Source organism: Roseateles chitinivorans (assembly GCF_002761755.1).
GTDB lineage: Bacteria > Pseudomonadota > Gammaproteobacteria > Burkholderiales > Burkholderiaceae_C > Roseateles > Roseateles chitinivorans.
Map to the genome: position 1 here is coordinate 1 of NZ_PEOG01000048.1, position 21,859 is coordinate 21,859.

Sequence of the window (21,859 nt, forward strand, 5' to 3'; positions counted from 1 at the left end):
CGGACGATCTGGCCGCGCTCGAGCCGATGCTCGCGCCCGGCCTGCGCGGCTGGCTCCTGCCCCGCGAAGGCCTGATCGCGCCGATTCCCGCGATGGCCGCGCTGCATGCGGGCGCCGAGGGCGCGCGCTGGCACTGGGCTCGCGCGGTCGATCAGGTGCTGCCTGGCGAGTTGCACTTCGCCGATGGCGGCCGCTGGTCGGGCGACTGGGCGGTCGACGCGCGCGGGCTGGGCGCGCGGCCGCCGCTGCCGCTGCGCGGCGTCCGGGGGGAAATCATCACCCTGTCCCTCGCAGGCCACGGCTTGCGGCGACCGCTGCGGCTGCTGCATCCCCGGCACCGCGTCTACCTGGTGCCGCGCAGCGACAGCGAGATCGTCGTCGGCGCCAGCGAGATCGAGAGCGAGGACCGCAGCCCGGTCTCGCTGCGTTCGGCGGTGGAGCTGATGGCGGCGGCGCAGAGTGTGCTGCCCTCGCTGTCGGAAGCACGCATCCTGCGCCTGGACCGGCACCTGCGCCCCGCCTTGCCCGACAACCTGCCCTTTGTTCATCACGAGCCCGGCCTGCTGCGGCTCAACGGCCTGTACCGCCACGGCTGGCTGCTGGCGCCCGCGCTGGTCGAGCGCCTGCTCGGCGATGCCGGGCTCGCCACGCTGGCGGAGCCGGCGGATCTGGAGATGTCCCCATGAGCGAATCAGAACCTTCGTCGGTCCGCGTTGACGGCGACACGCCGACGCACGCGATGACGGTGCGCCTCGACGACCGGGCGATCACGGTAGCCATCGGCACCACGCTCGCGCAGCTGCTCGCGCGCGAAGGCCGCGCGCAGGACGCGGTGGCCACCGCGCTCAACGGCCGCTTCGTCCCCCGAGCGGCGCGCGAGGCGACGCCGCTGCGCGACGGCGACCAGGTCCTGTTCTTCCAACCGATCGTCGGAGGCTGAGATGTCGGACACCCTCACCCTCGCCGGCGTCTCGCTGGAGAGCCGCTTTTTCCTCGGCACCGCCGGCTATCCGAGCCCGGCCGTGCTGGTGGATGCGATCCAGGCGTCCGGCGCGCAGGTGCTGACCGTCGGCCTGAAGCGCACGCTGCAGGCCGGCGACAACGGCGCGCTGGCCCAGGCGATGGCGGCCGGCACCGCGCAGGGCGCGCGCCTGCTGCCCAACACGGCGGGCTGTCGCAGCGCGCGCGAGGCGGTGCAGCTCGCCCACATGGCGCGGGAGTTGTACGGCACCGCATGGATCAAGCTGGAGGTGATCGGCGACGACCACACGCTGCAGCCCGATCCGTTCGAGCTGGTGGCGGCCGCCGCGGAGCTGGCGCGGGAGGGCTTTGTTGTCTTCCCCTACTGCACCGAGGACCTGATCCTCGGCCGGCGCCTGCTGGACGCCGGATGCCCGCTCCTGATGCCCTGGGGCGCGCCGATCGGCTCCGGCCAGGGCCTGCTCAACCTGCACGGGCTGCGCACCCTGCGCGAACGCCTGCCCGACACGGTGCTGGTGATCGACGCGGGCCTGGGCGCGCCGTCGCAGGCGGCGCGGGCGATGGAACTGGGCTTCGACGCGGTGCTGCTGAACAGCGCGGTGGCACAGGCTGGCGACCCGGTGGCGATGGCGGGCGCCTTCGGCGATGCGGTGAGCGCCGGCCGGCGAGCCTTCCGCGCCGGCTTGATGGCGCCACAGGCCTTCGCGGTCGCCAGCACCCCGGTCAGCGGCCACGCCTTCCTGCTGGGGGACGCATGACCGGGGCCGTCGATCGGCGCGAGCCGCTCGTCAGCGCCCTGCCCTCGCCGCTGGTGCCGCATCCGAGCCTGGCGTCGCCCTGGGCCCCGGCGGTCGATCCGGACCTCACGGTGCTGACGCCCTGGACCGAGGATCCGACGCCACCGGTGATCTGGAGCGTCGCCGGCACCGACAGCGGCGGCGGCGCCGGGCTGAGCGCCGACACGCGAGCCGCGGCGGCGATGGGCGTGCACCTGTGCCCGGTGGTCGCTGCGGTGACGGCGCAGCATTCGCTCGGCGTCAACGCGGTCTTCCCTCTGCCACCGAACCAGGTGCGCGCGCAATTGAGCGCACTGCGCCAGGACCTGTCGCCGCGGGTGATCAAAACCGGCCTGCTCGCGAGCGCGGCGACCGTCGATGCGCTGCTGGCGCAACGCGGCGACGCGTTGCTGGTGGTCGATCCGGTGCTCGGCGCGAGCGCGGACGGCGCAGCCTTCTGTGACGAGGCGCTGCTCGGCGCCTATCGCCATCAACTCGTGCCGGCAGCGGCCTTGATCACGCCGAACCGGCGGGAGGCGGAACGGCTGCTCGGTGTCACGCCTGGCCAGTTGGCAGTGCCGGAACTCGCCGCGAGGCTGCGCGGCCTGGGCGCGCAGGCGGTGTGCATCACCGGCGGCGACGACGCGGCGCAGGTCGACGGGCTGGCGCTGGACTGGCTGGACAGCGCGCTCGCCACCGGCTGGATCGCCTTGCCCAGGCTTTCCGGCCGCGACGGCGCCCCCCCGCATCACCACGGCAGCGGCTGCACTTTCGCGTCCGCGGCGGCGGCAGCGCTGGCGCGCGGCTTCGCGGTCCCGGACGCGGTGATCCTCGCGAAGATGCTGACCTGGTCGGCGCTGCGTGACGGGCATGCGGCCGGCGCCGGCCCCGGACCGCTTCGACCGGACCGCCGCTTCGTCGACGACCCGCGCGCGATGCCGGTGATGGGCTTCGGCGACGAGCGCGTGCCGGACCGGGCGACGCTGACGCGTTGGCGCGAGGTCCTGTGGCCGGCCTCCCGCCGCCCGCCGAACTTCTCCGGCGGCCTCTATGCGATCACGGATCGTCCGGAACGCGTCGCCGCGATGGCGCTGAGCGGCCACTTCGAGCATGTGCAGCTGCGCATCAAGCGCGGTGCCGGCCTCGACGAGGATCAGCTGCGCGCGGCGATCCGCGAGGCGGTGCGGGACATGGCCGGCCGTTCCAGCACGCTGTGGATCAACGATCACTGGCGGCTGGCGCTCGAGGAGGGCGCGCGGGCGCTGCACCTGGGTCAGGAGGACTGGGCCGGCCTGGGCGGCGAGGACCGCGACGAACTGTGGCAGCGCCGTTTGCGGCACGGCGTTCGACTGGGCCTGTCGAGCCACAGCCTGTGGGAGCTGTGCCGGGCGCGCGGCGTCGCGCCCGACTACATCGCCTGCGGTCCGCTGTGGCCGACGACGACCAAGGACATGCCCTGGCTGGCGCAGGGGCTGGCGCAGCTGCGCTGGTGGTCACGGATGGCCGGCGTGCCGGTGGTCGGCATCGGCGGCGTACTGGAAGACCGACAGTGGCGCGCCGGCTTCGCCGCCGGCGCGTCGGCGATGTGCCTGGTGCGCGCGGCGGAGGCGCTCGTCCCTTCGGGTGGACCGCGCTGACCCCGCGCACCGCGCCTGACGCCTCGCTGTCGGCCCGGGCCTGCGCTCGACCAGCGGCTCGCCGATCCCCCCGATTGGCGGCGCCCTTCTTCGCGATTGCCGATGGGCACCGGCTCATGGAGCATCGTTGCTCGTTCGATGCATGCCGCCGGAAGGCGGGTCGCTCGACCGCTTTCAGCGGCCCGTCCGACCAGCAACGAATGTACAACTTTGTTTTACTTGAGACCGTCAGCCTGCCTAGAATGCGGACCTCGCTGCCGCGGAGGAACGGTCATGGAAGTGGTGTTGAAGAAGATGGGAAACAGTACCGCGTTGATTCTCCCGCCGCCCGTGCTGCGGGACCTGGGTCTGGCCGCCGGCCACGCGTTGACGCTGGAGACGACGGCGGACCGCCGGCTCGTCCTGACGCCCAAGCGCAAGTACACGCTCGAGGAGATGATCGCCGCCTGCGACCTCTCGGCCGCGCCGCCGGCCGACATGGCCGCCTGGGACGCGCTCGGGCCGGCGGGGGGCGAGGCGTGGTGAGGAAGACCTTCGATCGCGGCGACATCGTCGCCGTGCCCTTCGACCCCACGCTCGGTCGTGAGCAACGGGGAGCGCGACCGGCGCTGGTGCTGACGCCGCTGGCCTTCAACCGGCTTGGCGACGTGCTGGTGGCCCCCATCACGCAAGGCGGCGACTTCGCCCGCCACGCCGGCTTCGCGGTGATGCTGACCGGCACCGGCTGCAGGACCCAGGGCGCCGTGCTGGTCAACAAGATTCGGATGATGGACCTGCAGGCGCGGCAGGCCCGCCGCATCGAGCGAGCGCCCGCCGAGGTGATCGAGGAGGCCGTCGCTCGGCTGTCGGCGATATTGGCCTAGCACCGCTCCGGATGGGCCGTCCGCGGGTCATCGGCGGGCGTTTCCGCCCCCCCGCGCTCCTCACTGTCGCGGCGACTTCGCCGGCCGCTTCGCCCCCGAGGCATCGGCCGGGGCCGTCGTGCCCTTGACCACCGCCTGCGCCAGCTTGAAGAACACATCGGTGTTGTCGATCACGCCGGTGAAGGCCAGCGCGCCGGGCCCGAAGGCCGACAGCGGGATGTCCGTCGCCGTGTGCACCGCCTGCTCGCCGGGCACCTGGCCGGTGACCAGGAACTCGCCCTGCGCGTCGTCGCGCTCGGCCGCGTTGGCCGGGTACCACTTCAGCGGCTCCGCCTTGGCCAGCGGTTGCTGCGCGTCGCGCAGCGGCGTCTGGTTGGTGCGCCAGTCTTCATAGCGATCCGCGTTCGCGCCATAGCCGACCAGCAGGCGATAGTCGATGTCGGTCGCCTCCGGATAGCCGTCGGCCGCGATGCGATAGCGCGGGAAGCCGGCCTTCTCGTAGACGCCGACGACCTTGTCGCGCAGGTTGGCCGCGCCCTTCTTCGTCGCCGCGTCCAGCAGCGCCTGGTCGGTCAGCATCGAGCCGCCGATCAGCGCCGCGCCCGAGCACTCATGGTCGGCGGTGACGATCACCAGCGTGTCGCCCTGCTCGCGCGCGAAGTCCTGCGCGACCTGCACCGCGCGGTCGAACTCGATCGTGTCGAGCATCCATCGCTCGCTGTCCATGTTGTGCGCCTGCTTGTCGATCGAGGCGCCCTCGATCATCAGCACGAAGCCCTGGGGCTGCTTGCGCAGCGTCGCGAGCGCGGCCCGGGCCATCTCGTCGAGCATTGGCTGGTCGGGGAAGCCGTAGTCGTCGACGACGCTGCCGCCCGCCAGGCCCTTCTTCGCACCGCGGCGACCGTCGATCTTGTCCAGCGCCACATTCATGTTGGAGAAGGCGAACAGGCCCAGCAGCTTGTCCGCACCCGCGCCGGCGATCGCCTCGTCGAGCGCCGTCTTCGTCGGCGCATAGCGGTAGCCCGCGTCCTGGAACTCCCTGATCAGATCGCGGCCCTTGTCCTTCGCGCCCGGCGCCGCGCCCCAGCGCTTCACGATTTCGGCCGTGTGCGGGTCGCTCGTCGAGAAGGCGTAGTCGTTGGCCTCGGCGCGCTCGGAGCCGGCCGTGCCGGCAGGCAGGAACCACTTGCGCCCGCCGCCCAGCAGCACCGTCAGGCCGGTCCGTGAGCGATCATCGAAGAACTGGTCGACGATGCCGGTGCCCGCGCCGCGGTTGCTGGTGTGCACCGCGTTGCCGGCCGGCGTCGCATCGAAGACATCGGCGGTGGTGACGACGCCCAACGCCTTGCCCTGCGTGCGATGCAGATATTCGGAGAGGTATTCGATGCGCGGGTTGTCGAAGGCGTCGACGGTGTCGTCCGGGAACACGCCCTCTTCATTGTTGTTGTTCTTGTTGCCGGAGACGTAGGCCGTCATGCCGGGCGCCGAGTCGGTCACCACCGAGTTCAGCGAGGCGGTCTTGACCATTCCCGTCACCGGGAAGGTGTCCATCGCCAGCGGCTGGATCGCCTTGCCCTGGGCATAGCCGCCCTTGACGATGCGCGCGGCCGTGCGTTGCGCCGCGCCCATGCCGTCGCCCAGCAGGATGATGAGGTTCCGCACCTTCGGCCCCATCGCCGCGGCGAAGGGCACCACGTCGAGGTCGCCGGTGGCGGTGACCTTCTGGCCGTCCGCCTGCACCGCCTCGACGCTGAAGGTGTGGCGACCGGCCTTCTGCAGGCTCACCGCGCGCACCGTCGCGATCGCGGTCTCCGCCGCCACGCCCTTGACGCAGCCGGCCGCGCAGTCGCGCAGCGCGACGGTGGCATCGACCGGCTTGCCGTCGATCAGGAAACGCGCGCCGGTGATGCGCTGCCCCGCATCCGGCTTGATCGTGGCCTGCAGGTCGAAGCGCTGGCCGGGCAGGAAGCGGGCGATGACCGGCTCGGAGCGGCCGCTCGCGAACAGCTCGCTGGGCGGCGTGAGCCGCGTCACGGTGGGAGCCGCCTGGGCGGCGCTCAGCGCCAGCAGCGCACAAGCGCCGGCGAGCAGGGAGGGCAGATGTTTCATCGTCGGGACTCGAGTCGAAGGAATCGGAGAAGGCTGGGAAATGGGGAACGCTGCGGGTGCGCGGATGCGCGGGTGCGCGGGTGCGCTCAGTGGCGATGGCCGGCGCCGTCGAGCCGCAGGCCCGCGGTGGCGTCGGTCTCCAGCGCCCCGGGCGGCAGGCGAAGGCGGATCCAGGACACCCGGCCGGTCTCGTCCTCGACGCGGCCCACCGACAGCGTGCCGGTCAGCAGCACCAGGCCGTCACGGTGCGCGACCAGGCGCTCCCGCTGCGCCGGATCGAGCAGCACGGTGACCGTCGCGGCGGGTAGGTCGTCGGCCTCGCCGTCGGCGTGCTCGCTCATGCGCACCGGACGCGGTGTCAGCCAGAAGCGACCGGGCCGGGCCTGTTCCTGCGCGACCATGTAGCCGACCAGCCGCACTGGACGGCCATCGGCGGCGAGCAGCGCGTCCGACAGTTCCAGGCCCGCAGGGCCGATCGGCGACTTGAAGAATTGGGAGAACCTGAGCTCCGACACCTCGGCCGTCGAGGCGGCCGGCGCGGGCGTGTCTGGCGCGGCCGGTGCCGCGCGCGCCGTCAGCGTCGCCGCGAGGGCGAGCAGGGCCGCGCAGCGGGCAAGCCGCATACCTGTGGTGAGTTCGACGCACATGGGCCGCGATTCTTTCGGCGACGGATGACGGTTCCGTGACGCACCGCTTTTCTTGCTTGACACCGCGCGCGGCGTCACGCGAAGCTGGCCCGCGAAAAAAAAGGGAGCCCATGAACACGCCCGACACCCGGCCGGCGCTGCAGGCCCTGAACGCGCTCTACGCGCGCCGCGCGCCGATCTACGACTACGAGCTGATGCCGGTGGCGCCGCTGCGGCGCGAGGCGATCGCCGCCCTGGAACTGGCGCCGGGGCAGACGGTGCTCGACATCGGCGCCGGAACCGGGTTGAGCCTGCCCGAACTCAGCCGCGCGCTGGGACCCACTGGACGGATCGTCGCCGTCGAGCCCTGCGAGACGATGATGCGGCTGGCTCGCCAGCGCGCGCGGACCAATCACCTGGACACCCCGGTCGACTACCTGCCGACCACGGCCGAGGACGCGCCGTATGCGTCCGCGCTCGACACGCGACGCGCCGACGCGGCCCTGTTCTTCTTCACGCACGACGTGCTGCAGAGCCTGGAGGCCGTCGAGCGCGCACTGGCCGCGCTGAAGCCGGGCGCGCGCATCGTCGCGGCCGGGCTGGCCTGGGCGCCGCCGTGGATGCCGATGAGCAACTGCTTCGTGCTCGGCGCGGCGATGCATTCGATCCTCCGCATGGAGGGCCTGGACTGCCCGTGGCGGCATCTGGAGGCCCGAATGGCCAACGCGGAGGTCGAGCGCCGCTGGCTCGCCTCCGCGTATCTGCTCAAGGGCCGCCGCTAGGCGGCTGGGCCGTCAGTCCTCGATCGGCACGAAGATCCACAGCAGGAAGTACAGCAGCATCCCGCCGCCGGCGCACATCGTGAGCGCGACGAAGACCACGCGCCAGAACCACGCGGCCAGGCCGCTGAGCCGGGCGAGGCCGCCGCACACGCCACCGATCCAGCGATCGTCGCGGCTGCGCCGGAAGGCATTGATCGCATTGACGGCCGGCGCGCCGCCCTGCGGCGTCGCGTAAGCGTAGGCGCTGGACGAGGACGGGCGCGCGCCGGCGCTCAGCACGCGGTCCTTGGCCCGGGTGAACTCCTCGTCGCTGAGGACGCCGCGCTGATGGAGATCGGCCAGGCGGTTGAGTTCTTCGCTGTCGGACATGGAGGGCTCCTTTTCCTGAAAGTCGTGCATCCGGAGATGCGATGGGATGAAGGCTACGCAGCCACCTCATCGGTCGCGACCCACGTGCGACCGGCTGCAGGTGGGCGCGATGCGGAGCGGATGACGCGCGACAGGGCGTTTTCACCCAGTGCCGGCGCGGCATCGCGGACTAGCATTCCCGCCCATGAACCTCGAAACCATCGAATTGCAGACGCGCGAGGCGCCCCGCTTCAGCCTGCTGGTGCTGCACGGACTGGGCGCGGACGGCAACGACTTCGTGCCGGTCGTCCAGGCGCTGGACCTGACGCCGGTGTTGACGCAGGGTGGCCTGCGTGTCGTGCTGCCGAGCGCTCCGGAGATCCCGGTGACGATCAATGGCGGCATGCGCATGCGCGCCTGGTACGACATCCGCCATGGCGACCTCAGCCAGCGCGAGGATGCCGACGGCCTGCGCGCATCGCAGGCGCTGGTCGAGGAGCTGATCGACCGCGAGGAGCGCGAGTTCGGCATCCCGCCGGAACGGGTCGTGCTGATGGGCTTCTCCCAGGGCTGCGCGATGACGCTGATGACCGGCCTGCGCTACCCGAAGCGACTGGCCGGGCTGGTCGGCCTGTCAGGCTATCTGCCGCTGCTCGACACGACCGAGGCGCAGCGCAGTCCCGCCAACGCGACCACGCCGATCTTCCTGGCGCATGGCACCGGCGATGGCGTGGTGCTGCCGGCGCGCGCAAAGGCCTCGCTGGCAGAGCTGCGCCGCCTCGGCTATGCGGTCGACTGGCACGAGTACCCGATGGCGCACGAGGTCAACATGGACGAGATCCAGGCCCTTCAGCACTGGCTCGTGCAGACGCTCACCGCCGCCGCCTGATCGAACGCCCCTTGCTCACACCGATGCCGTCGCCCCGCCCTCTTGATCCGATGCCCTCGTCCATGTCCAACCGGCCTTTCCTGCCTTCGTTGGCCGCGCTGTCGCTGGCGCTGCTGCCCCTTGCACCGCTGACCGCGGCCACGCCACCACAGGCCTCCACGCCGACCGCAGCAGCAGCCGCGACCGCGGTTCAGCCAAGCTCGGCCTTGCCGCCGATCACGCACGATGTCTACGCCACCTGGCGCAGCATCCAGCACACGCAACTGAGCCGCGATGGGCAGTGGATTGCCTACGCGCTGGTGGCGCAGGAGGCCGATGGCGAACTCGTCGTGCGCCGCGTCGCCGACGGCCGCGAGTACCGCGCACCGCGCGGCACCTCGCCGCAATTCAGTGCCGACGGCCGCTTCGTCGCCTTCGCGGTGCAGCCGACGCGCGCGGAGATCGACAAGGCCAGGAAGGACAAGAAGAAGGGCGACGACGCGCCCAAGCCCGGCGCCGCCTGGATGGATCTGGCCACCGGCAAGATTGAATCGGTGGAGCGCGTGAAGCGCTTCGGATGGGGCAAGGACGGGGGCCGGCACCTGGCGATGCTGCTGGAAGCACCGCCGAGGAAGGACGGCGCGAAAGACGGTGCGAAGGAGGTCAAGGCGCCGGCAGACCGGGCCGATGGCGAGACGGAAGCCGGGCTCGACGTCGCTACGCGCGCCCAGGGGCACGACGCATCCCTCGACCAGGAGGCGCCAGCGGACGGCAGCGCGCCGTCCGCGAAGAAGCTGCCCGGCAACGACCTGCTGCTGATCGACGCCGAGACCGGACAGCGCAACACCTTCAAGGACGCCGCCGACTTCGCCTGGAACAACAGCGGCACGCTGCTCGCCTATGTGGTGTCGGTGAAGGACGCGAAGGCCGCCCCCGGCGCATCCGGCGCTGCGAGGGCGATGCCCGCTTCCGCCGCGCCACAGAACCGGCCGGCGGAGCCGTCGGCGCCGGCCTCGGCCAATCCGCCGGCTCCCGCGGCGCTGCCGGCTTCGGATGCCCTCGGTGCGGTGCCTCCCGCCACGCCGGTCGCCGCGGCCAAGCCTGCGGCCGAAGACAGTGCCCGCGAAGGCGTCTACCTGATCGACCCGAGCGCGCCCACGCGGGCACGCGCGGTGATGTCCGGCGCCGGCAGCTACCGGCAATTGCGCTTCGACGAGGCCGGTCGGCGCCTGGCCTTCGTCAGCAACCGTGACCACGTCGCCGAGACCCAGGCCGCCGAGAAGGCCCGGCAGGCCGAGGACCGCAAGGACGGTACGAAGGACGGCGCCCGGGATGGGAAGAGCGACAAGCCCGATCCGACGCCGTTCAAGCTCTTCCTGTGGCAGGCCGGCCAGGACCGCGCCACCGTGCTGGTCAGCGCGGCCACCGCCGGCATGCCCGCCGGCTGGACGCCGAGCGAGCACGCGCCACTGGCCTTCAGCAAGGACGGTCAGCGGCTGTTCCTCGGCACCGCCGAGCTGCCCGCGCCCGAGCCCAAGGACGCGCCCGAGCCGATGAAGGTCGACCTCTGGCACTGGAAGGATCCGGAGTTGCAGTCGGCGCAAAAGGCCAAGGCGGAGCGCGAGCGCAACCGCAGCTACCGCGCCGTCGTGCATCTTGGCCAGGACGTCGACGCCGCGCGCTTCGTGCAGCTCGGCACCCCGGAGCTGCCGACGATCCAGGTCAACGAGAACGCCGGCGTGGCGCTGGGCCTGAGCGAGCTGCCGTATCGCCCGCTGATGTCCTGGGAAGGCGTGTACATGGACGCCTACGCGGTCGACCTGGACACCGGCGCGGCCACGCCGCTCGCGCGCAAGCTGCGCCATGCGCCGACCTTGTCGCCGGCTGGACGCTACGTGCTGGGCTTCGACGCGCCGGCCGCGCGCTGGATGGCCTGGCGGACGGACACGGCGCAAGCGATCGACCTGAGCGGAAAGATCAAGGCCCGCTTCGACAACGACGAGCGCGACGTGCCCGACCTGCCGACCGCCTACGGCAGCGCGGGCTGGACCGGCGAGGACGACAGCGTCGTGCTCTACGACAAGTTCGACCTCTGGGCCGTGCAGCCGGCGACCGGCCAGTCGCGCAACCTGACGCAGGGCTGGGGCCGCAAGCGGCAGATCCAGCTGCGGGTGGTGCCGCTCGACCCCGAGGACGCCGACAAGCGGGCGCTGCCGGCCGATGCGTTGATGCTGGCCGGCACGCACGACCTGACGCGGGCCAGCGGCTACTTCCGCGTCGACGCCAGCGGCGGCATCCCGACCACGCTGTTGCAGGACGACAAGATGATCGGCGGCCTGATCAAGGCCAAGGACGCGGACCGCCTCGTCTTCACCCAGCAGACCTTCACCGAGTTCCCCGACTTGTGGACCTCGACGCTCGCCTTCGAGCGACCGCAGCGCGTCAGCGACGCCAACCCGCAGCAGTCGCGGTATGCCTGGGGCACGCAGGACCTGATCGAGTACACCGCGGCGGACGGCAGGAAGCTGCGCGCGCTGCTGGCCAAGCCGCCCGGCTTCGACCCGAAGAAGCAGTACCCGATGATGGTCTACATCTACGAGAAGATGAGCGACAACCGCCATCGCTACGTGCCGCCGGCACCGGGCCAGAACATCAACGTCTCGCGCTACGTCTCCAACGGCTACCTGGTGCTGCGGCCGGACATCGTCTACACGACCGGCCACCCGGGCCGGAGCGCGATGAACACGGTGCTGCCGGCGGTCCGCCAGCAGATCGCCAAGGGCTATGTCGATCCGAAGCGGGTGGGCATCCAGGGACACAGCTGGGGCGCCTACCAGATCAACTACCTGATCACCCGCACCCACGAATTCCGCGCGGCGGAGGCCGGCGCCTCGATGGCCAACATGGTCAGCGGCTATGGCGGCATCCGGTGGGGCGCGGGCATCAGCCGCGCCTTCCAGTACGAGCATGGCCAGAGCCGCATCGGCGCCACGCCGTGGGAGCGGCCCGACCTGTACCTGGAGAACTCGCCGATCTTCCGTGTCGACAAGGTCACCACGCCCTACCTGACGATCCACAACGACGAGGACGACGCGGTGCCCTGGTACCAGGGCATCGAGTTCTTCACCGCGCTGCGCCGCCTGGGCAAGGAGGCCTACTGGTTCAACTACAACGGCGAGAAGCACGGCCTGCGCGACCGCGACAACATGAAGCACTTCACCGTGCACATGGCCGAGTTCTTCGACCATTACCTGCTGGACCGCCCCCGCCCCGCCTGGATGGACCAGCCGGTGCCCTACCTCGAACGCGGCAAGCGCGATGTGATGGGCCAGTTCAAGCCGGCGGCGCCGCCCGCCGCCACCGCCGTCGCCAAGGGACAGCAGGAGGCCGCCAGCGGCGGCAGCGCGAAGTGAGGCGCGCGGGCCTCAGGCCCGTCGCCCCGAGCCGCAGTTGCCCAGTCAGCGCACCGGGTCCGCGTTCTGCGCGGCCCGGCGGGCGCTCTCCAGCCGCTCGCTGATCGGCGGGTGCGACGACAGCCACTCGACGCCCTCGCTCGTGTGGCCGTCGCGCCGCATCGCGTCGCGCAGCTTGAGCCACACGCCGACCAGGGTCTCGTTGGGCAGGTGCTCGCGCAGGATCAGGCGCTGCGCTTCGGCATCGGCCTCGCGCTCCGCGTTGCGCCCGTAGCGCAGCGTCTGCACCGAGGCCATCGAACTGGCCGCGACGGTGGAGAAATCGCCCATCACCACGCCGGCCACGGCCACCAGGCCGACGCCCTGCACCAGGTGGCGCATCGCATGGCGATGCTTCACATGCCCGGCCTCATGGCCCAGCACCGCCATCAGTTCGTCGTCGGTCAGGTCCTGCGTCATCCCGTCGAGCAGGAACAGCGTGCCGTTGGGCAGCGCGAAGGCATTGAAGCCGCCACGCTCGCCCAGCCGCGCGAAACGCAGCTTGGCGGGCTGGCCCGGGAACACCCGTCCGGCGATGTCCTCGAAGCGCTGGCGCAGCGCGGCCTGCCGCGCCGCCGGCACGGTCGATGGCTTGAGCCAGCGCGCCGTCACCTCCTGCTCCACCTTGTCGCCGACGGCGATGTCGAGCTGCTTGGGCACCAGCGGCAGCGCCACGCGCGCCAGCAGGCCGGCGCCCTGGCGGTCGAACCAGGCGACCAGCGCGATCAGCGCGACCAGGCAGCACAGGACCATCGCCCAGCTCGAGATCAGCTGCGTCGTCAACGACTGGCCGCCCAGCGCGCGTCCCATCGCGCTGTCGGGCGGGATCCAGAGCGTGCCGCCGTCGGGCAGGCCGACCGGCGTCGGGCTGCCGCGCCACCATTCGCCGACCGTCAGGCCCTTGCGGGTGTAGCGACGCAGGCCCGGCAGCGACGGGCGCGACGCGGCCAGCTCGGCCTCCGACGGCGGCATCGAGGAGGAGGCCTGCGGGCGCGGCGGCCAGGGCATGAACTCGAGGTGGTTGCGGCTCAGGCGCACGCGCACCTCCTGCGGGCGGTTCTCGACGCCATCGAACCACCGGGCGGTGGCGGTGTAGGTCTGCGATCTCATGGCGATGTCTCCCCGCTCACCAGCCGATGTCCAGGCCGAAGGCATCGGCCACGCCGTCGCCGACGGCACCGCGGCCGCGCCGCTGGGCGGCGCGCACGACCAGCGTGTCCAGCGGCTCGTCGGACAGCACGGTCATGCCCTCGATACGCAGCTTGGCGATGCGCACCGCGAGGAAGGGCCAGTACAGGCCCAGGGTCAGCACGGTGAGCAGGCCGTGGCCCATCACGGTCTTGAAGAGGGAGAAGGCAGGCAACTCATAAGCGAACTCGATGCCGCCGGCCAGCCGGGTGTTGTCCCAGATCAGCTTCTGCAGCCGCGCGATGTAGATCGGCCAGCCGATCACCCACAGCACCCCGACCGTGGACAGCGGCGCGAGCAGCGCCACCAGCGACGCCTGCGCGCCGAAGAGGGCCTTCAGCGTGCCCATCGCCAGCGCGGCGATGATGCCGGCGACGAAGCCGCCCACCAGGCCGACGCCGACGAGGATCAGGTACAGGCCATAGAACTTGCGCACCGGAAGCTGGAAGTCGAACTCGAGCGCGCCGTAGCGGGCATGACGATGCTGGAAGCGCTTGAGCCAGCCGTGCGCAAGCGGAAACAGCAGTCCGACCGCCAGGCCCGCAGCGCCGATGACGATCGGCCCCAGCCCCATGCCGGCGCCGACCGACACGACGGTCCAGGCCACCAGCAGCGGCAGGCAGGAGGCGTAGACGGTGGCGGCGCTGGCCTGGAAACCGAAGCGCACGCCGCGCCAGCTGGTGTTGCCGAGCTTGAAGCGCTGGGCGCCCGCGAACAGCATCGGCCCGAAGGCGTAGAGCACCGCCAGCATCGCGAAGCCGGCGCCCTTGGACCATTCGAACGCATGGCCGTAGCAGACCAGCAGGGCCAGCGCCAGGACGCGACCGATCAGGATGCGACGCGGATCGCCGTGGAAATCGAAGCCGTCGCCGGCCAGCAGCGTGTGCCGCGCGAACCAGCTCGCCTTGCGGCGCTTCGCCCAGGCGGAGTAGATGCCCAGCGTCGCCAGCGTCAGCAAGGCGTTGACGACCCAGATGCGGAAGTACTCGCTGCCGGTGCCGGTGAAGGTCAGTCGCTGCTCATGCAGCTTCGCGAGCAGGCCGGTGGCCATCGGCCCGGTCTGCTCCGACGGTGCGGCGACGGCCGGCTTGAGGACCGGTGCGCGCGGCCCCGGCGGCGTCGGCAGCGGGGGCGCCAACGGCGCCGGTGGTGCGGCTGGCGGTGCCTTGGGCACCAGTTCCAGCTCGATCTTGTTCTCGATCAATCCCTCTTCTCCCGGGCCGTCCTGGCCCGGGCGAGAGTCTAGTGAAGCTGGCGGCCCCCGCCGATCCCCCGCCAGGGCGAGCGGGGAAAACGCCACGGTCGTGTCAGCGGCCTGTGGGGGGGCCGGGGCGCCCCCGTTCGAGCGCCTGCTGGTGGGCGTCGGCCGGTTCGAACAACGCCACCAGCGCCGCCATCACAGCGCGCGCCTTGGCCGAGTTGTCGCCGCCGTAGTTGCAGACGTAGACATCCAGCGTCACCGCGGCGATCTCCGGCCAACTGTGCAGCGCCACATGCGACTCGGCCAGCAACAGCATGCCGGTGATGCCGCCCGGCGTGCCATCGGCTGCGGCTGGGAAGCGATGCCAGTGTTCGCCAACCACGGTCAGCCCGGCCCCCTCCACCGCCTCGCGGGTCTGGCGGGCCAGGCTCCGGGCATCGGTCAGCAGCGCCGAGCGCGCACAGCCGGACAGGTCGGCGGTGAGGTGCAAGCCGTTCATGGCGGCGGAGTGTAGGCCGGCAGGGCCCGCCGGACCGCGATTCGTCCGCAGGCTGCGCTCAACCGGCCGGCTGGCCGGCTTCGGCCAGCAGCGCGTGGCAGCGCTCCTCGTGCTGGGCGATCTCGGCGAGCGTCACTTCGATGTCGCTGAGCTGCTGCTGCAACTGCTTGCGGTGCTGGTCCAGCACGCCCAGGAACGCGCGCAATTGCGGCACGGTGTCCGACTGGTTGTCGTACATGTCCACCAGCTGCTTGATCTCCTGCAGCGACAGTCCCAGCCGCTTGCCGCGCAAGGTCAGCTTCAGCCGCGTGCGGTCGCGCTGCGTGTACACGCGATTGCGCCCGGCGCGAGCCGGCGTCAACAAGCCCATGTCCTCGTAGAAGCGGATCGCGCGGGGGGTGATGTCGAACTCGGCCGCCAGCTCGGTGATGGTGAACAGCGGCCCCGCGTTGTCGCCGGCTTCGGGCAGCGCGTCCTCGGGCAGGTCATCGGCCGGGGTCGGGCGGGGTGAGGGGCTCATGGCTACACTGGCAAATGACGTTGACGTAAACGTAAGTCTAAAGCCATGGCCAATCCCCGCGAATCGGAACTCACCTACCCCTTGGGCGACACCCTCCCCGGTCCGGGCGAGGCGCTCGACCTGCTGCCCGGCCTGCGGTGGGTGCGGATGGGCCTGCCCTTCGCGCTGGACCACATCAACCTCTGGTTGCTGCGCGACGTCCAGGACGGCCGCGAGGGCTGGACCATCGTCGACTGCGGCATCCACAGCGATGCGACCAAGGCGAACTGGGAACGGGTCTTCGCCGAGCGCCTGGACGGTCTGCCGGTGCTGCGCGTGATCGTCACCCACTTCCATCCGGACCACATGGGCCTGGCCCACTGGCTGACCGAGCGCTGGCAATGCCGGCTGTGGATCAGCGCGACGGACTATCAGCTGGCGCGGGTGGCGTCCTCGTCGACGGTCGGCATGGGCGGCGAGGCGGCGGCGGCCTTCTTCGGCAGCCACGGGCTGACCGATCCGGCAGCGCTGGACAAGATCCGCGGCCGCGCGAGCTATTACCCCAGCATGGTCCCCTCGATCCCGCCCGCGTTCCGGCGGCTGATGGACGGCATGACCGTGCGCATCGGCGATCACGACTGGCGCTGCCTCGTCGGCCATGGCCATGCGCCGGAACACATCAGCCTGTTCAGCGAGACGCTGGGCGTGATGATCTCGGGCGACATGGTGCTGCCGCGGATCTCCACCAATGTCTCGGTGGTGGACGTCGAACCGGAGGCGGATCCGCTGCAGCTCTACCTGGATTCGATCGCGCGGCTGAGCACGCTGCCGGCCGACACGCTGGTGCTGCCCGCCCACGGCAAGCCCTTCCGGGGGCTGCATGCCCGCATCGACCAGCTGCAGCAGCATCACCAGGAGCGGCTGGCCGAAGTGCTGGAGGCCTGCACCGCCAAGCCCTGCCACGCGGCCGAGCTGCTGCCGATGATGTTCCGCCGGCCGCTGGACCTGCACCAGACGACCTTCGCGATGGGCGAGGCGGTGGCCCATCTGCATCGCCTGTGGCTGGGCGGGCTGCTGCGCCGGACGCTGGACGCGGACGGCATCCATCGCTTCTCGGTCTGAGATCGAGGTCGGAGGGAGAGGTCGCTGCCGGCCAACGAGGTCCGGAAAGACAGTCGCCGCCGCCCCGATCACGGGACGGCGGCGCTGCGCCTTGTTATGCATCAGCTTGTCGGCTCTGAGCGCGGGTCGACCTGACGCAGCCGGTGGGCTGGGGGACCCTGAGCGCCGCCGGGAGCGGAACGCGGGAGGGGGTTCTGACTCAGATGCGAGTGATGACAGCGGTATCCAGTGTGCCGCCCCACACAAATCAGCTACAAGCCCCCCCAAAGGGGGAAATGCGAATGTTTACCGCTCTCAACGAGAACGATTGACGGATTCCCGGTCTGGCCTCAGGCCTCGTCCATCAGCGGCAGCACCGCCTGCCTGAGGCGATCGCGTGCGAGTTCGTATTCCGGGAACACCGACCGCACCACCGCCCAGAACCGCGGGCTGTGGTTCATCTCCTTGAGATGGGCCAGTTCATGGGCGACGACGTAGTCGATCAGCGCCGGCGAGAAGTGGATGAGCCGCCAGTTGAGCCGGATCATGCCGTCCGCGCTGGCGCTGCCCCAGCGCGTCTGGGCGGAGGACAGCCGCAGGCCGGTCATCGTGACGCCCAGCGGCCCGGCGAAGTGCCGGCAGCGGGACTCGAACAGCTGCCGCGCCTGGCGCTGCAGCCAGGCCTGCACCGCGTCGCGGATCTGATCCGGCGCCGCGGTCTGCGGCAGACCGAGATAGAGCATGCGGCGCGGCACCGTCGCCAGCGTCGGCTGGGGATCGGCCTGGCCCTCGTCGAGCCGCGTGCCGGTCATCGACGGATCGAGCACGACGATCAGCGGCTCGCCCAGATAGGGCAGGCTGCAGCCGTCGCCCCAGTGGACCCGGGCCGCCTGCGTCCGCTTGGCGCGCTCACGCTGCTCGACCAGCTTGCGCAGGATCCAGTCGCCCTTCTGCTGCAGCGCGTTGTCGATGTCGCCCAGCGGCACCCACTTCGGCGCCGACACCCGCAGGCCGTCCTCACTGACGGTGAAGCCGATGCTGCGGCGCCGCGCGCGCTTGAGCTCATAAGGAATCGCCTGCCCCTGCAGCAAGACCTGGCGCAGCGACGCGCCGGCCTCACCGCGCGAGCGCGGCGTCGGCGCGACGGGATTCGGTACGGGAGGCGGAGGCGCGGGCGGGGGCTCGGTGTCGAACAGCGACAGCTGCGTGAAGTTCAGCAGCGCGCCCAATCCCCGCAGCTTGGAAGGCAGCATGGGCTGCGAGTGTAATCAGACGGCGGCCGGCGCGGGTGGCGGGGCCGGCGGCGCGGGCGGCACGCCGGTCATCGCGGACGCGCCGCCGGCCGGATAGGCCGCCGGGTCCAGCACCCGCATCTCGGTCTCGATCCAGCCCTGCACTTCCTTCATCAGGTCGGCCGGCGTGCGGCCGGTGCTGGGGATCATCGGACCGATGGAAATGTCGACCACGCCCGGCCGCAGCAGGAAGCTCTTGCGCGGCCAGCAGCTCGCCGAGTTCATCGCGATCGGCACCACCGGCACACCGGTCTCGACGGCCAGCCGCGTGCCGCCGGTCTTGTAGTCGCCGGTCTTGCCGCGCGCCACCCGCGTGCCTTCCGGGAACATGATGATCCAGTTGCCCAGGCCGGCGATGCGCCGCCCCTGCGCGGCCACCTTGTTCCAGGCCTCGCTGCGCTTGCTGCGATCGATGTGGATCATGTCCAGCCGCGCCATGGCCCAGCCGAAGAACGGGATGTAGATCAGCTCGCGCTTGAACACGTAGGCCAGCGGCCGCGGCATCAGCATCGGGTAGGCGAAGGTCTCCCAGGTGGACTGGTGCTTGGACAGCAGGATCACCGACTGGCTCTGATCCGTGGGCAGGTGCTCCATGCCGCGCACGCGCCAGCGCACGCCGCAGATCAAGCGGGCGCCCCAGATCGCCACACGCAGCCAGTTGGCACACATCCAGTACAGCTGCGTGCTGTTGAGGAACAGCGAGCACACCACGACCGCGGTGCCCCAGGGCACGACGGTGACGATCAGGTAGAGGACGAAGAGGATCGAACGCAGCGCGATGAGCATCAGCCCAGGTCTCCAGGAGCGGTATCGGGTTCAGCGGATTCGCCACGCGACTCGGCGCGCGCGCGGCGTTCCTCATGGATCAGGGTCTCGGCGAAGGCGGCGAGGTCCTGGTGCACGCGCGAACCGGGCACCAGCGCGATCTGTCCCTGCAGCTGCGCCTCGTCGACGCCGGCCAGGCGGTCGCCACGCACCAGGTGCGGCACGCAGCCGGCGTTGTGCGCCGTCTGCAGGTCGCGCACGCTGGCGCCGACCATGTGCACCTGCTGCAGGTCCACGCCGAAGCGCTCGCCGATCTGTTCGACCAGCCCCGGCAGCGGCTTGCGGCAGTTGCAGTTCTCTTCCGGCGCATGCGGGCAGAAGAAGGCGGCATCCAGTCGGCCGCCCTTCTCCGCCAGCAGCTGGTTGAGCCGCAGGTGCACCGCATTGAGCGAGGCCATGTCCAGCAGCCCGCGGCCGATGCCGGGCTGGTTCGTCGCCATCACCGTGTGCCAGCCGGCGTGGTTCAGCCGCGCGACGGCCTCGAGCGCGCCGGGCAGCGGCTCGAGTTCCTCGGGCGACTTCACGTGGTCTTCGCGGTAGCGGTTGATCGTGCCGTCGCGGCCCAGGATCACCAGCTTCATGCCATGCGGATGGTCGGACCGGGTGGGCATCGCGGGCTCCGTTCTGGGTCAGGGGTAAGGCAGCGACCGGACGGTCAGGCCGCCAGGCGCGACAGGTCCGCGACGCGGTTCATCGCGTCGTGCAGTTGCTTCAGCAGCGCCTGGCGATTGGCGCGCAGCGCAGGGTCCTCGGCGTTGACCATCACATCGTCGAAGAACGCGTCCACCGGCGCCTTCAGCGCGGCCAGCGCCTTGAGCGAACCGGCGTAGTCGTGCTGCTCGAACAGCGCGTCGGCCTGCGGCTTCACGCCGGCGAGCGCGTCGGCCAGCGCCTGCTCGGCGGCCTCGGTCAGCAGCGCGGGCTGGACTTCGGTCGGCAGCTCGCCCTCGATCTTCTTGAGGATGTTGCCCACCCGCTTGTTGGCCGCGGCCAGCGAGGCCGACTCCGGCAGCGCGGCGAAGGCGCGCACCGCGCCCAGGCGCTTGGGCACGTCGCCCAGACGGGCCGGATTCAGCGCCAGCACCGCGTCGACTTCCTGGGCGCTGTAGCCCTGGTCGCGCAGGCTCACCGCCAGGCGGTCGGCGAAGAAGCCCAGCAGCGGCTCGGTCGGATCCTGGATCAGCTCGCCGAAGGCCGGCAGCGCGCCCTGGATCAACTCGGGCAGCGACAGCTGCATGTGGTTCTCGACCAGGATGCGGATCACGCCCAGCGCGTGACGGCGCAGCGCGAACGGGTCCTTGTCGCCGGTGGGCAGCTGGCCGATGCCGAACAGGCCGATGAGCGTCTCCAGCTTGTCCGCCAGCGCGACGACCGTGCCGGTATGGTTGCGCGGCAGCGCGTCGCCGGCGAAGCGCGGCTTGTAGTGGTCCTCGATCGCCTTGGCCACGCCGTCGCGCAGGCCTTCATGGCGCGCGTAGTAGCCGCCCATGATCCCCTGCAGCTCGGGGAACTCGCCGACCATGTCGGTCAGCAGGTCCGCCTTGGCCAGCAGCGCGGCTTCCTGGGCCTTGCTGTCGAGCACGTCGAACTCGTCCTTGGCCTCGACCGTGTACGGATGCTGGGCCATGCGCAGCTGGTTGACGATCGCATGGGCGATCGCGCGCACGCGCTGGGTGCGTTCGCCCTGGCTGCCGAGCTTGCCGTGATAGACCACCTTGTCCAGGCCCTCGACGCGCGAGGCCAGCGTCTTCTTGCGGTCCTGGTCGAAGAAGAACTTCGCATCGGCCAGGCGCGGGCGCACGACGCGCTCGTTGCCCTCGATGACCTTGGACGCATCGTCCGGATGGATGTTGCTGACCACCAGGAAGCGGTGGGTCAGCTTGCCCTGGCCGTCCAGCAGCGGGAAGTACTTCTGGTTGGCCTTCATCGTCAGGATCAGGCACTCCTGCGGCACGGCCAGGAATTCGGGCTCGAACTGGCAGGACAGCACATTGGGCAGTTCCACCAGCGCGGTCACCTCGTCCAGCAGCTCGGGCGCGTCGATCGGCGTCAGGCCCAGCGGCGCGGCCTGCGCCTGCAGCTGGCGCACGATCTCGTCCCGACGCTGGTCGAAGGACGCGATCACCGCGCCCTCTTCCCGAAGCTGGCGCTCATAGCTGTCGGCGCTCTGGACCGTGATCGCCTCGGCCTTGGATTCGAAACGATGGCCGCGCGTCGTTCGGCCGGCGGTGAGGCCCAGCGCGCCGATCTCGACGAGGTCCTCACCATGCAGCGCGATCAGGCCATGGGCCGGGCGCACGAACTTGACGTCGCTCCAGCCGTCGGCCAGCTGGTAGGTCATGACCTTGGGAATGGGCAGCTTGGCGAGCGCCTCGTCCAGCGCCTTCTGCAGGCCGTCCTTGAGCGACACGCCAGCGACGACGGTGTCCAGGAACAGCGCCTCGGCCTTGCCGTCCGGCGCGCGCTTGAGGCTGGGCACGACGGAAGCGTCGGCGCCCACCGAGGCCAGCTTCTTGAGCAGCGCCGGCGTGGCATTGCCCGCGGCGTCCAGCGCGACGGCCACCGGCATCAGCTTCTGCTGCACGGCGCGGTCGGCGGCCTTGGCGGCGACGCCGGCCAGGTGCACCGCCAGGCGACGCGGCGTGGCGAAGGCGGTCACGGCCGCATCGGCCGGAGCCAGGCCCTGGGCCTTGAGCGCATCGGCCAGCACCGCCGAGAACGCCTCGCCCAGCTTCCTCAGCGCCTTGGGCGGCAGTTCCTCGACAAACAGTTCGACGAGCAGGTTCTTCGTGGTCATGGAGCGGTATTCCTC

The 21,859-nt window shown here is 71.0% G+C and carries 21 protein-coding genes; 10 read left to right on the plus strand and 11 right to left on the minus strand.

Translation table 11 applies throughout. The annotated features are described in order from the left end of the window. The 6 genes from CS062_RS16925 to CS062_RS25895 all read left to right on the plus strand — a co-directional run. The coding region (locus tag CS062_RS16925) for an FAD-dependent oxidoreductase (protein WP_143742383.1) at positions 1-686 on the plus strand (686 nt) is incomplete at its 5' end. Then, a complete protein-coding gene (thiS, locus tag CS062_RS16930; protein WP_233218106.1) occupies positions 683-940 on the plus strand; it encodes a sulfur carrier protein ThiS in 258 nt (85 codons plus the stop codon). The genes CS062_RS16925 and thiS, both read left to right, overlap by 4 nt. Before the next feature lies 1 nt (position 941). After that, positions 942-1,739 (plus strand): thiazole synthase, encoded by a 798-nt coding sequence (locus CS062_RS16935; RefSeq protein ID WP_099862769.1) that lies wholly within the window; start codon positions 942-944, stop codon positions 1,737-1,739. Continuing rightward, on the plus strand, positions 1,736-3,394 hold the full coding sequence (locus tag CS062_RS16940) for a bifunctional hydroxymethylpyrimidine kinase/phosphomethylpyrimidine kinase (RefSeq protein WP_099862770.1): 1,659 nt from the start codon (positions 1,736-1,738) through the stop codon (positions 3,392-3,394). Before CS062_RS16935 ends, CS062_RS16940 begins: the two co-directional genes overlap by 4 nt. A 273-nt stretch (positions 3,395-3,667) precedes the next feature. Beyond that, positions 3,668-3,919 carry an AbrB/MazE/SpoVT family DNA-binding domain-containing protein gene (locus tag CS062_RS25890; protein WP_143742384.1) on the plus strand — a complete coding sequence of 84 codons (252 nt, stop codon included), beginning with the start codon at positions 3,668-3,670 and terminating at the stop codon, positions 3,917-3,919. After that, on the plus strand, positions 3,913-4,257 hold the full coding sequence (locus CS062_RS25895; protein WP_143742385.1) for a type II toxin-antitoxin system ChpB family toxin: 345 nt from the start codon (positions 3,913-3,915) through the stop codon (positions 4,255-4,257). Before CS062_RS25890 ends, CS062_RS25895 begins: the two co-directional genes overlap by 7 nt. A gap of 60 nt (positions 4,258-4,317) precedes the next feature. Here the strand turns inward: CS062_RS25895 and CS062_RS16950 are convergent, their stop codons facing one another. Together CS062_RS16950 and CS062_RS16955 are read right to left on the minus strand one after the other, a co-directional pair. Continuing rightward, a complete protein-coding gene (locus CS062_RS16950) occupies positions 4,318-6,366 on the minus strand; it encodes an alkaline phosphatase (protein WP_099862771.1) in 2,049 nt (682 codons plus the stop codon). A gap of 86 nt (positions 6,367-6,452) precedes the next feature. Next, entirely contained in the window at positions 6,453-7,013 is a 561-nt protein-coding gene (locus CS062_RS16955) for a hypothetical protein (RefSeq protein ID WP_143742386.1), read from the minus strand. A 110-nt stretch (positions 7,014-7,123) separates the two neighbouring features. Between CS062_RS16955 and CS062_RS16960 the strand changes: the two genes are divergently transcribed. Beyond that, positions 7,124-7,774, plus strand: a complete 651-nt coding sequence (locus CS062_RS16960; RefSeq protein ID WP_099862773.1) for a class I SAM-dependent methyltransferase — start codon at positions 7,124-7,126, stop codon at positions 7,772-7,774. A gap of 12 nt (positions 7,775-7,786) precedes the next feature. On the opposite strand, the gene CS062_RS16965 is transcribed toward CS062_RS16960, so the two are convergent. After that, a complete protein-coding gene (locus CS062_RS16965) occupies positions 7,787-8,143 on the minus strand; it encodes a PspC domain-containing protein (protein ID WP_099862774.1) in 357 nt (118 codons plus the stop codon). A gap of 184 nt (positions 8,144-8,327) precedes the next feature. Here CS062_RS16965 and CS062_RS16970 point away from each other — a divergent pair, with 184 nt between their 5' ends. Together CS062_RS16970 and CS062_RS16975 are read left to right on the plus strand one after the other, a co-directional pair. Then, the gene (locus CS062_RS16970) at positions 8,328-9,011 is read left to right on the plus strand and encodes an alpha/beta hydrolase (protein WP_099862775.1); all 684 of its coding nucleotides are present in this window, start codon (positions 8,328-8,330) and stop codon (positions 9,009-9,011) included. Positions 9,012-9,073: 62 nt separating this feature from the next. Further along, the gene (locus CS062_RS16975) at positions 9,074-12,403 is read left to right on the plus strand and encodes a S9 family peptidase (RefSeq protein WP_143742387.1); all 3,330 of its coding nucleotides are present in this window, start codon (positions 9,074-9,076) and stop codon (positions 12,401-12,403) included. A 45-nt stretch (positions 12,404-12,448) separates the two neighbouring features. Here the strand turns inward: CS062_RS16975 and CS062_RS16980 are convergent, their stop codons facing one another. From CS062_RS16980 to CS062_RS16995, 4 genes are all read right to left on the minus strand, one after another. Beyond that, complete coding sequence (locus CS062_RS16980) at positions 12,449-13,552, minus strand: M48 family metallopeptidase (RefSeq protein WP_158238814.1); 1,104 nt, start codon at positions 13,550-13,552, stop codon at positions 12,449-12,451. Between the two features lie 16 nt (positions 13,553-13,568). Further along, positions 13,569-14,834, minus strand: coding sequence for a YjgN family protein (locus tag CS062_RS16985; protein WP_099862778.1), 1,266 nt, complete (start codon positions 14,832-14,834; stop codon positions 13,569-13,571). A 103-nt stretch (positions 14,835-14,937) separates the two neighbouring features. After that, entirely contained in the window at positions 14,938-15,330 is a 393-nt protein-coding gene (speD, locus tag CS062_RS16990; RefSeq protein WP_099862779.1) for an adenosylmethionine decarboxylase, read from the minus strand. Between the two features lie 58 nt (positions 15,331-15,388). Continuing rightward, on the minus strand, positions 15,389-15,850 hold the full coding sequence (locus tag CS062_RS16995; RefSeq protein ID WP_099862780.1) for a MerR family transcriptional regulator: 462 nt from the start codon (positions 15,848-15,850) through the stop codon (positions 15,389-15,391). Between the two features lie 45 nt (positions 15,851-15,895). Here CS062_RS16995 and CS062_RS17000 point away from each other — a divergent pair, with 45 nt between their 5' ends. After that, positions 15,896-16,951 carry an MBL fold metallo-hydrolase gene (locus CS062_RS17000; RefSeq protein ID WP_099862781.1) on the plus strand — a complete coding sequence of 352 codons (1,056 nt, stop codon included), beginning with the start codon at positions 15,896-15,898 and terminating at the stop codon, positions 16,949-16,951. Positions 16,952-17,280: 329 nt separating this feature from the next. Here the strand turns inward: CS062_RS17000 and CS062_RS17005 are convergent, their stop codons facing one another. From CS062_RS17005 to glyS, 4 genes are read right to left on the minus strand one after another with little or no spacing between them, the layout of a single operon-like run. Continuing rightward, complete coding sequence (locus tag CS062_RS17005) at positions 17,281-18,183, minus strand: M48 family metallopeptidase (protein WP_099862782.1); 903 nt, start codon at positions 18,181-18,183, stop codon at positions 17,281-17,283. A 15-nt stretch (positions 18,184-18,198) separates the two neighbouring features. Continuing rightward, complete coding sequence (locus CS062_RS17010; protein WP_099862783.1) at positions 18,199-19,008, minus strand: lysophospholipid acyltransferase family protein; 810 nt, start codon at positions 19,006-19,008, stop codon at positions 18,199-18,201. Continuing rightward, positions 19,008-19,658 carry a D-glycero-beta-D-manno-heptose 1,7-bisphosphate 7-phosphatase gene (gmhB, locus tag CS062_RS17015; protein WP_233218107.1) on the minus strand — a complete coding sequence of 217 codons (651 nt, stop codon included), beginning with the start codon at positions 19,656-19,658 and terminating at the stop codon, positions 19,008-19,010. The genes CS062_RS17010 and gmhB overlap by 1 nt, the downstream gene beginning before the upstream one ends. 44 nt (positions 19,659-19,702) lie before the next feature. After that, entirely contained in the window at positions 19,703-21,844 is a 2,142-nt protein-coding gene (gene glyS, locus CS062_RS17020; protein WP_099862784.1) for a glycine--tRNA ligase subunit beta, read from the minus strand. Between the last annotated feature and the right edge of the window lie 15 nt (positions 21,845-21,859).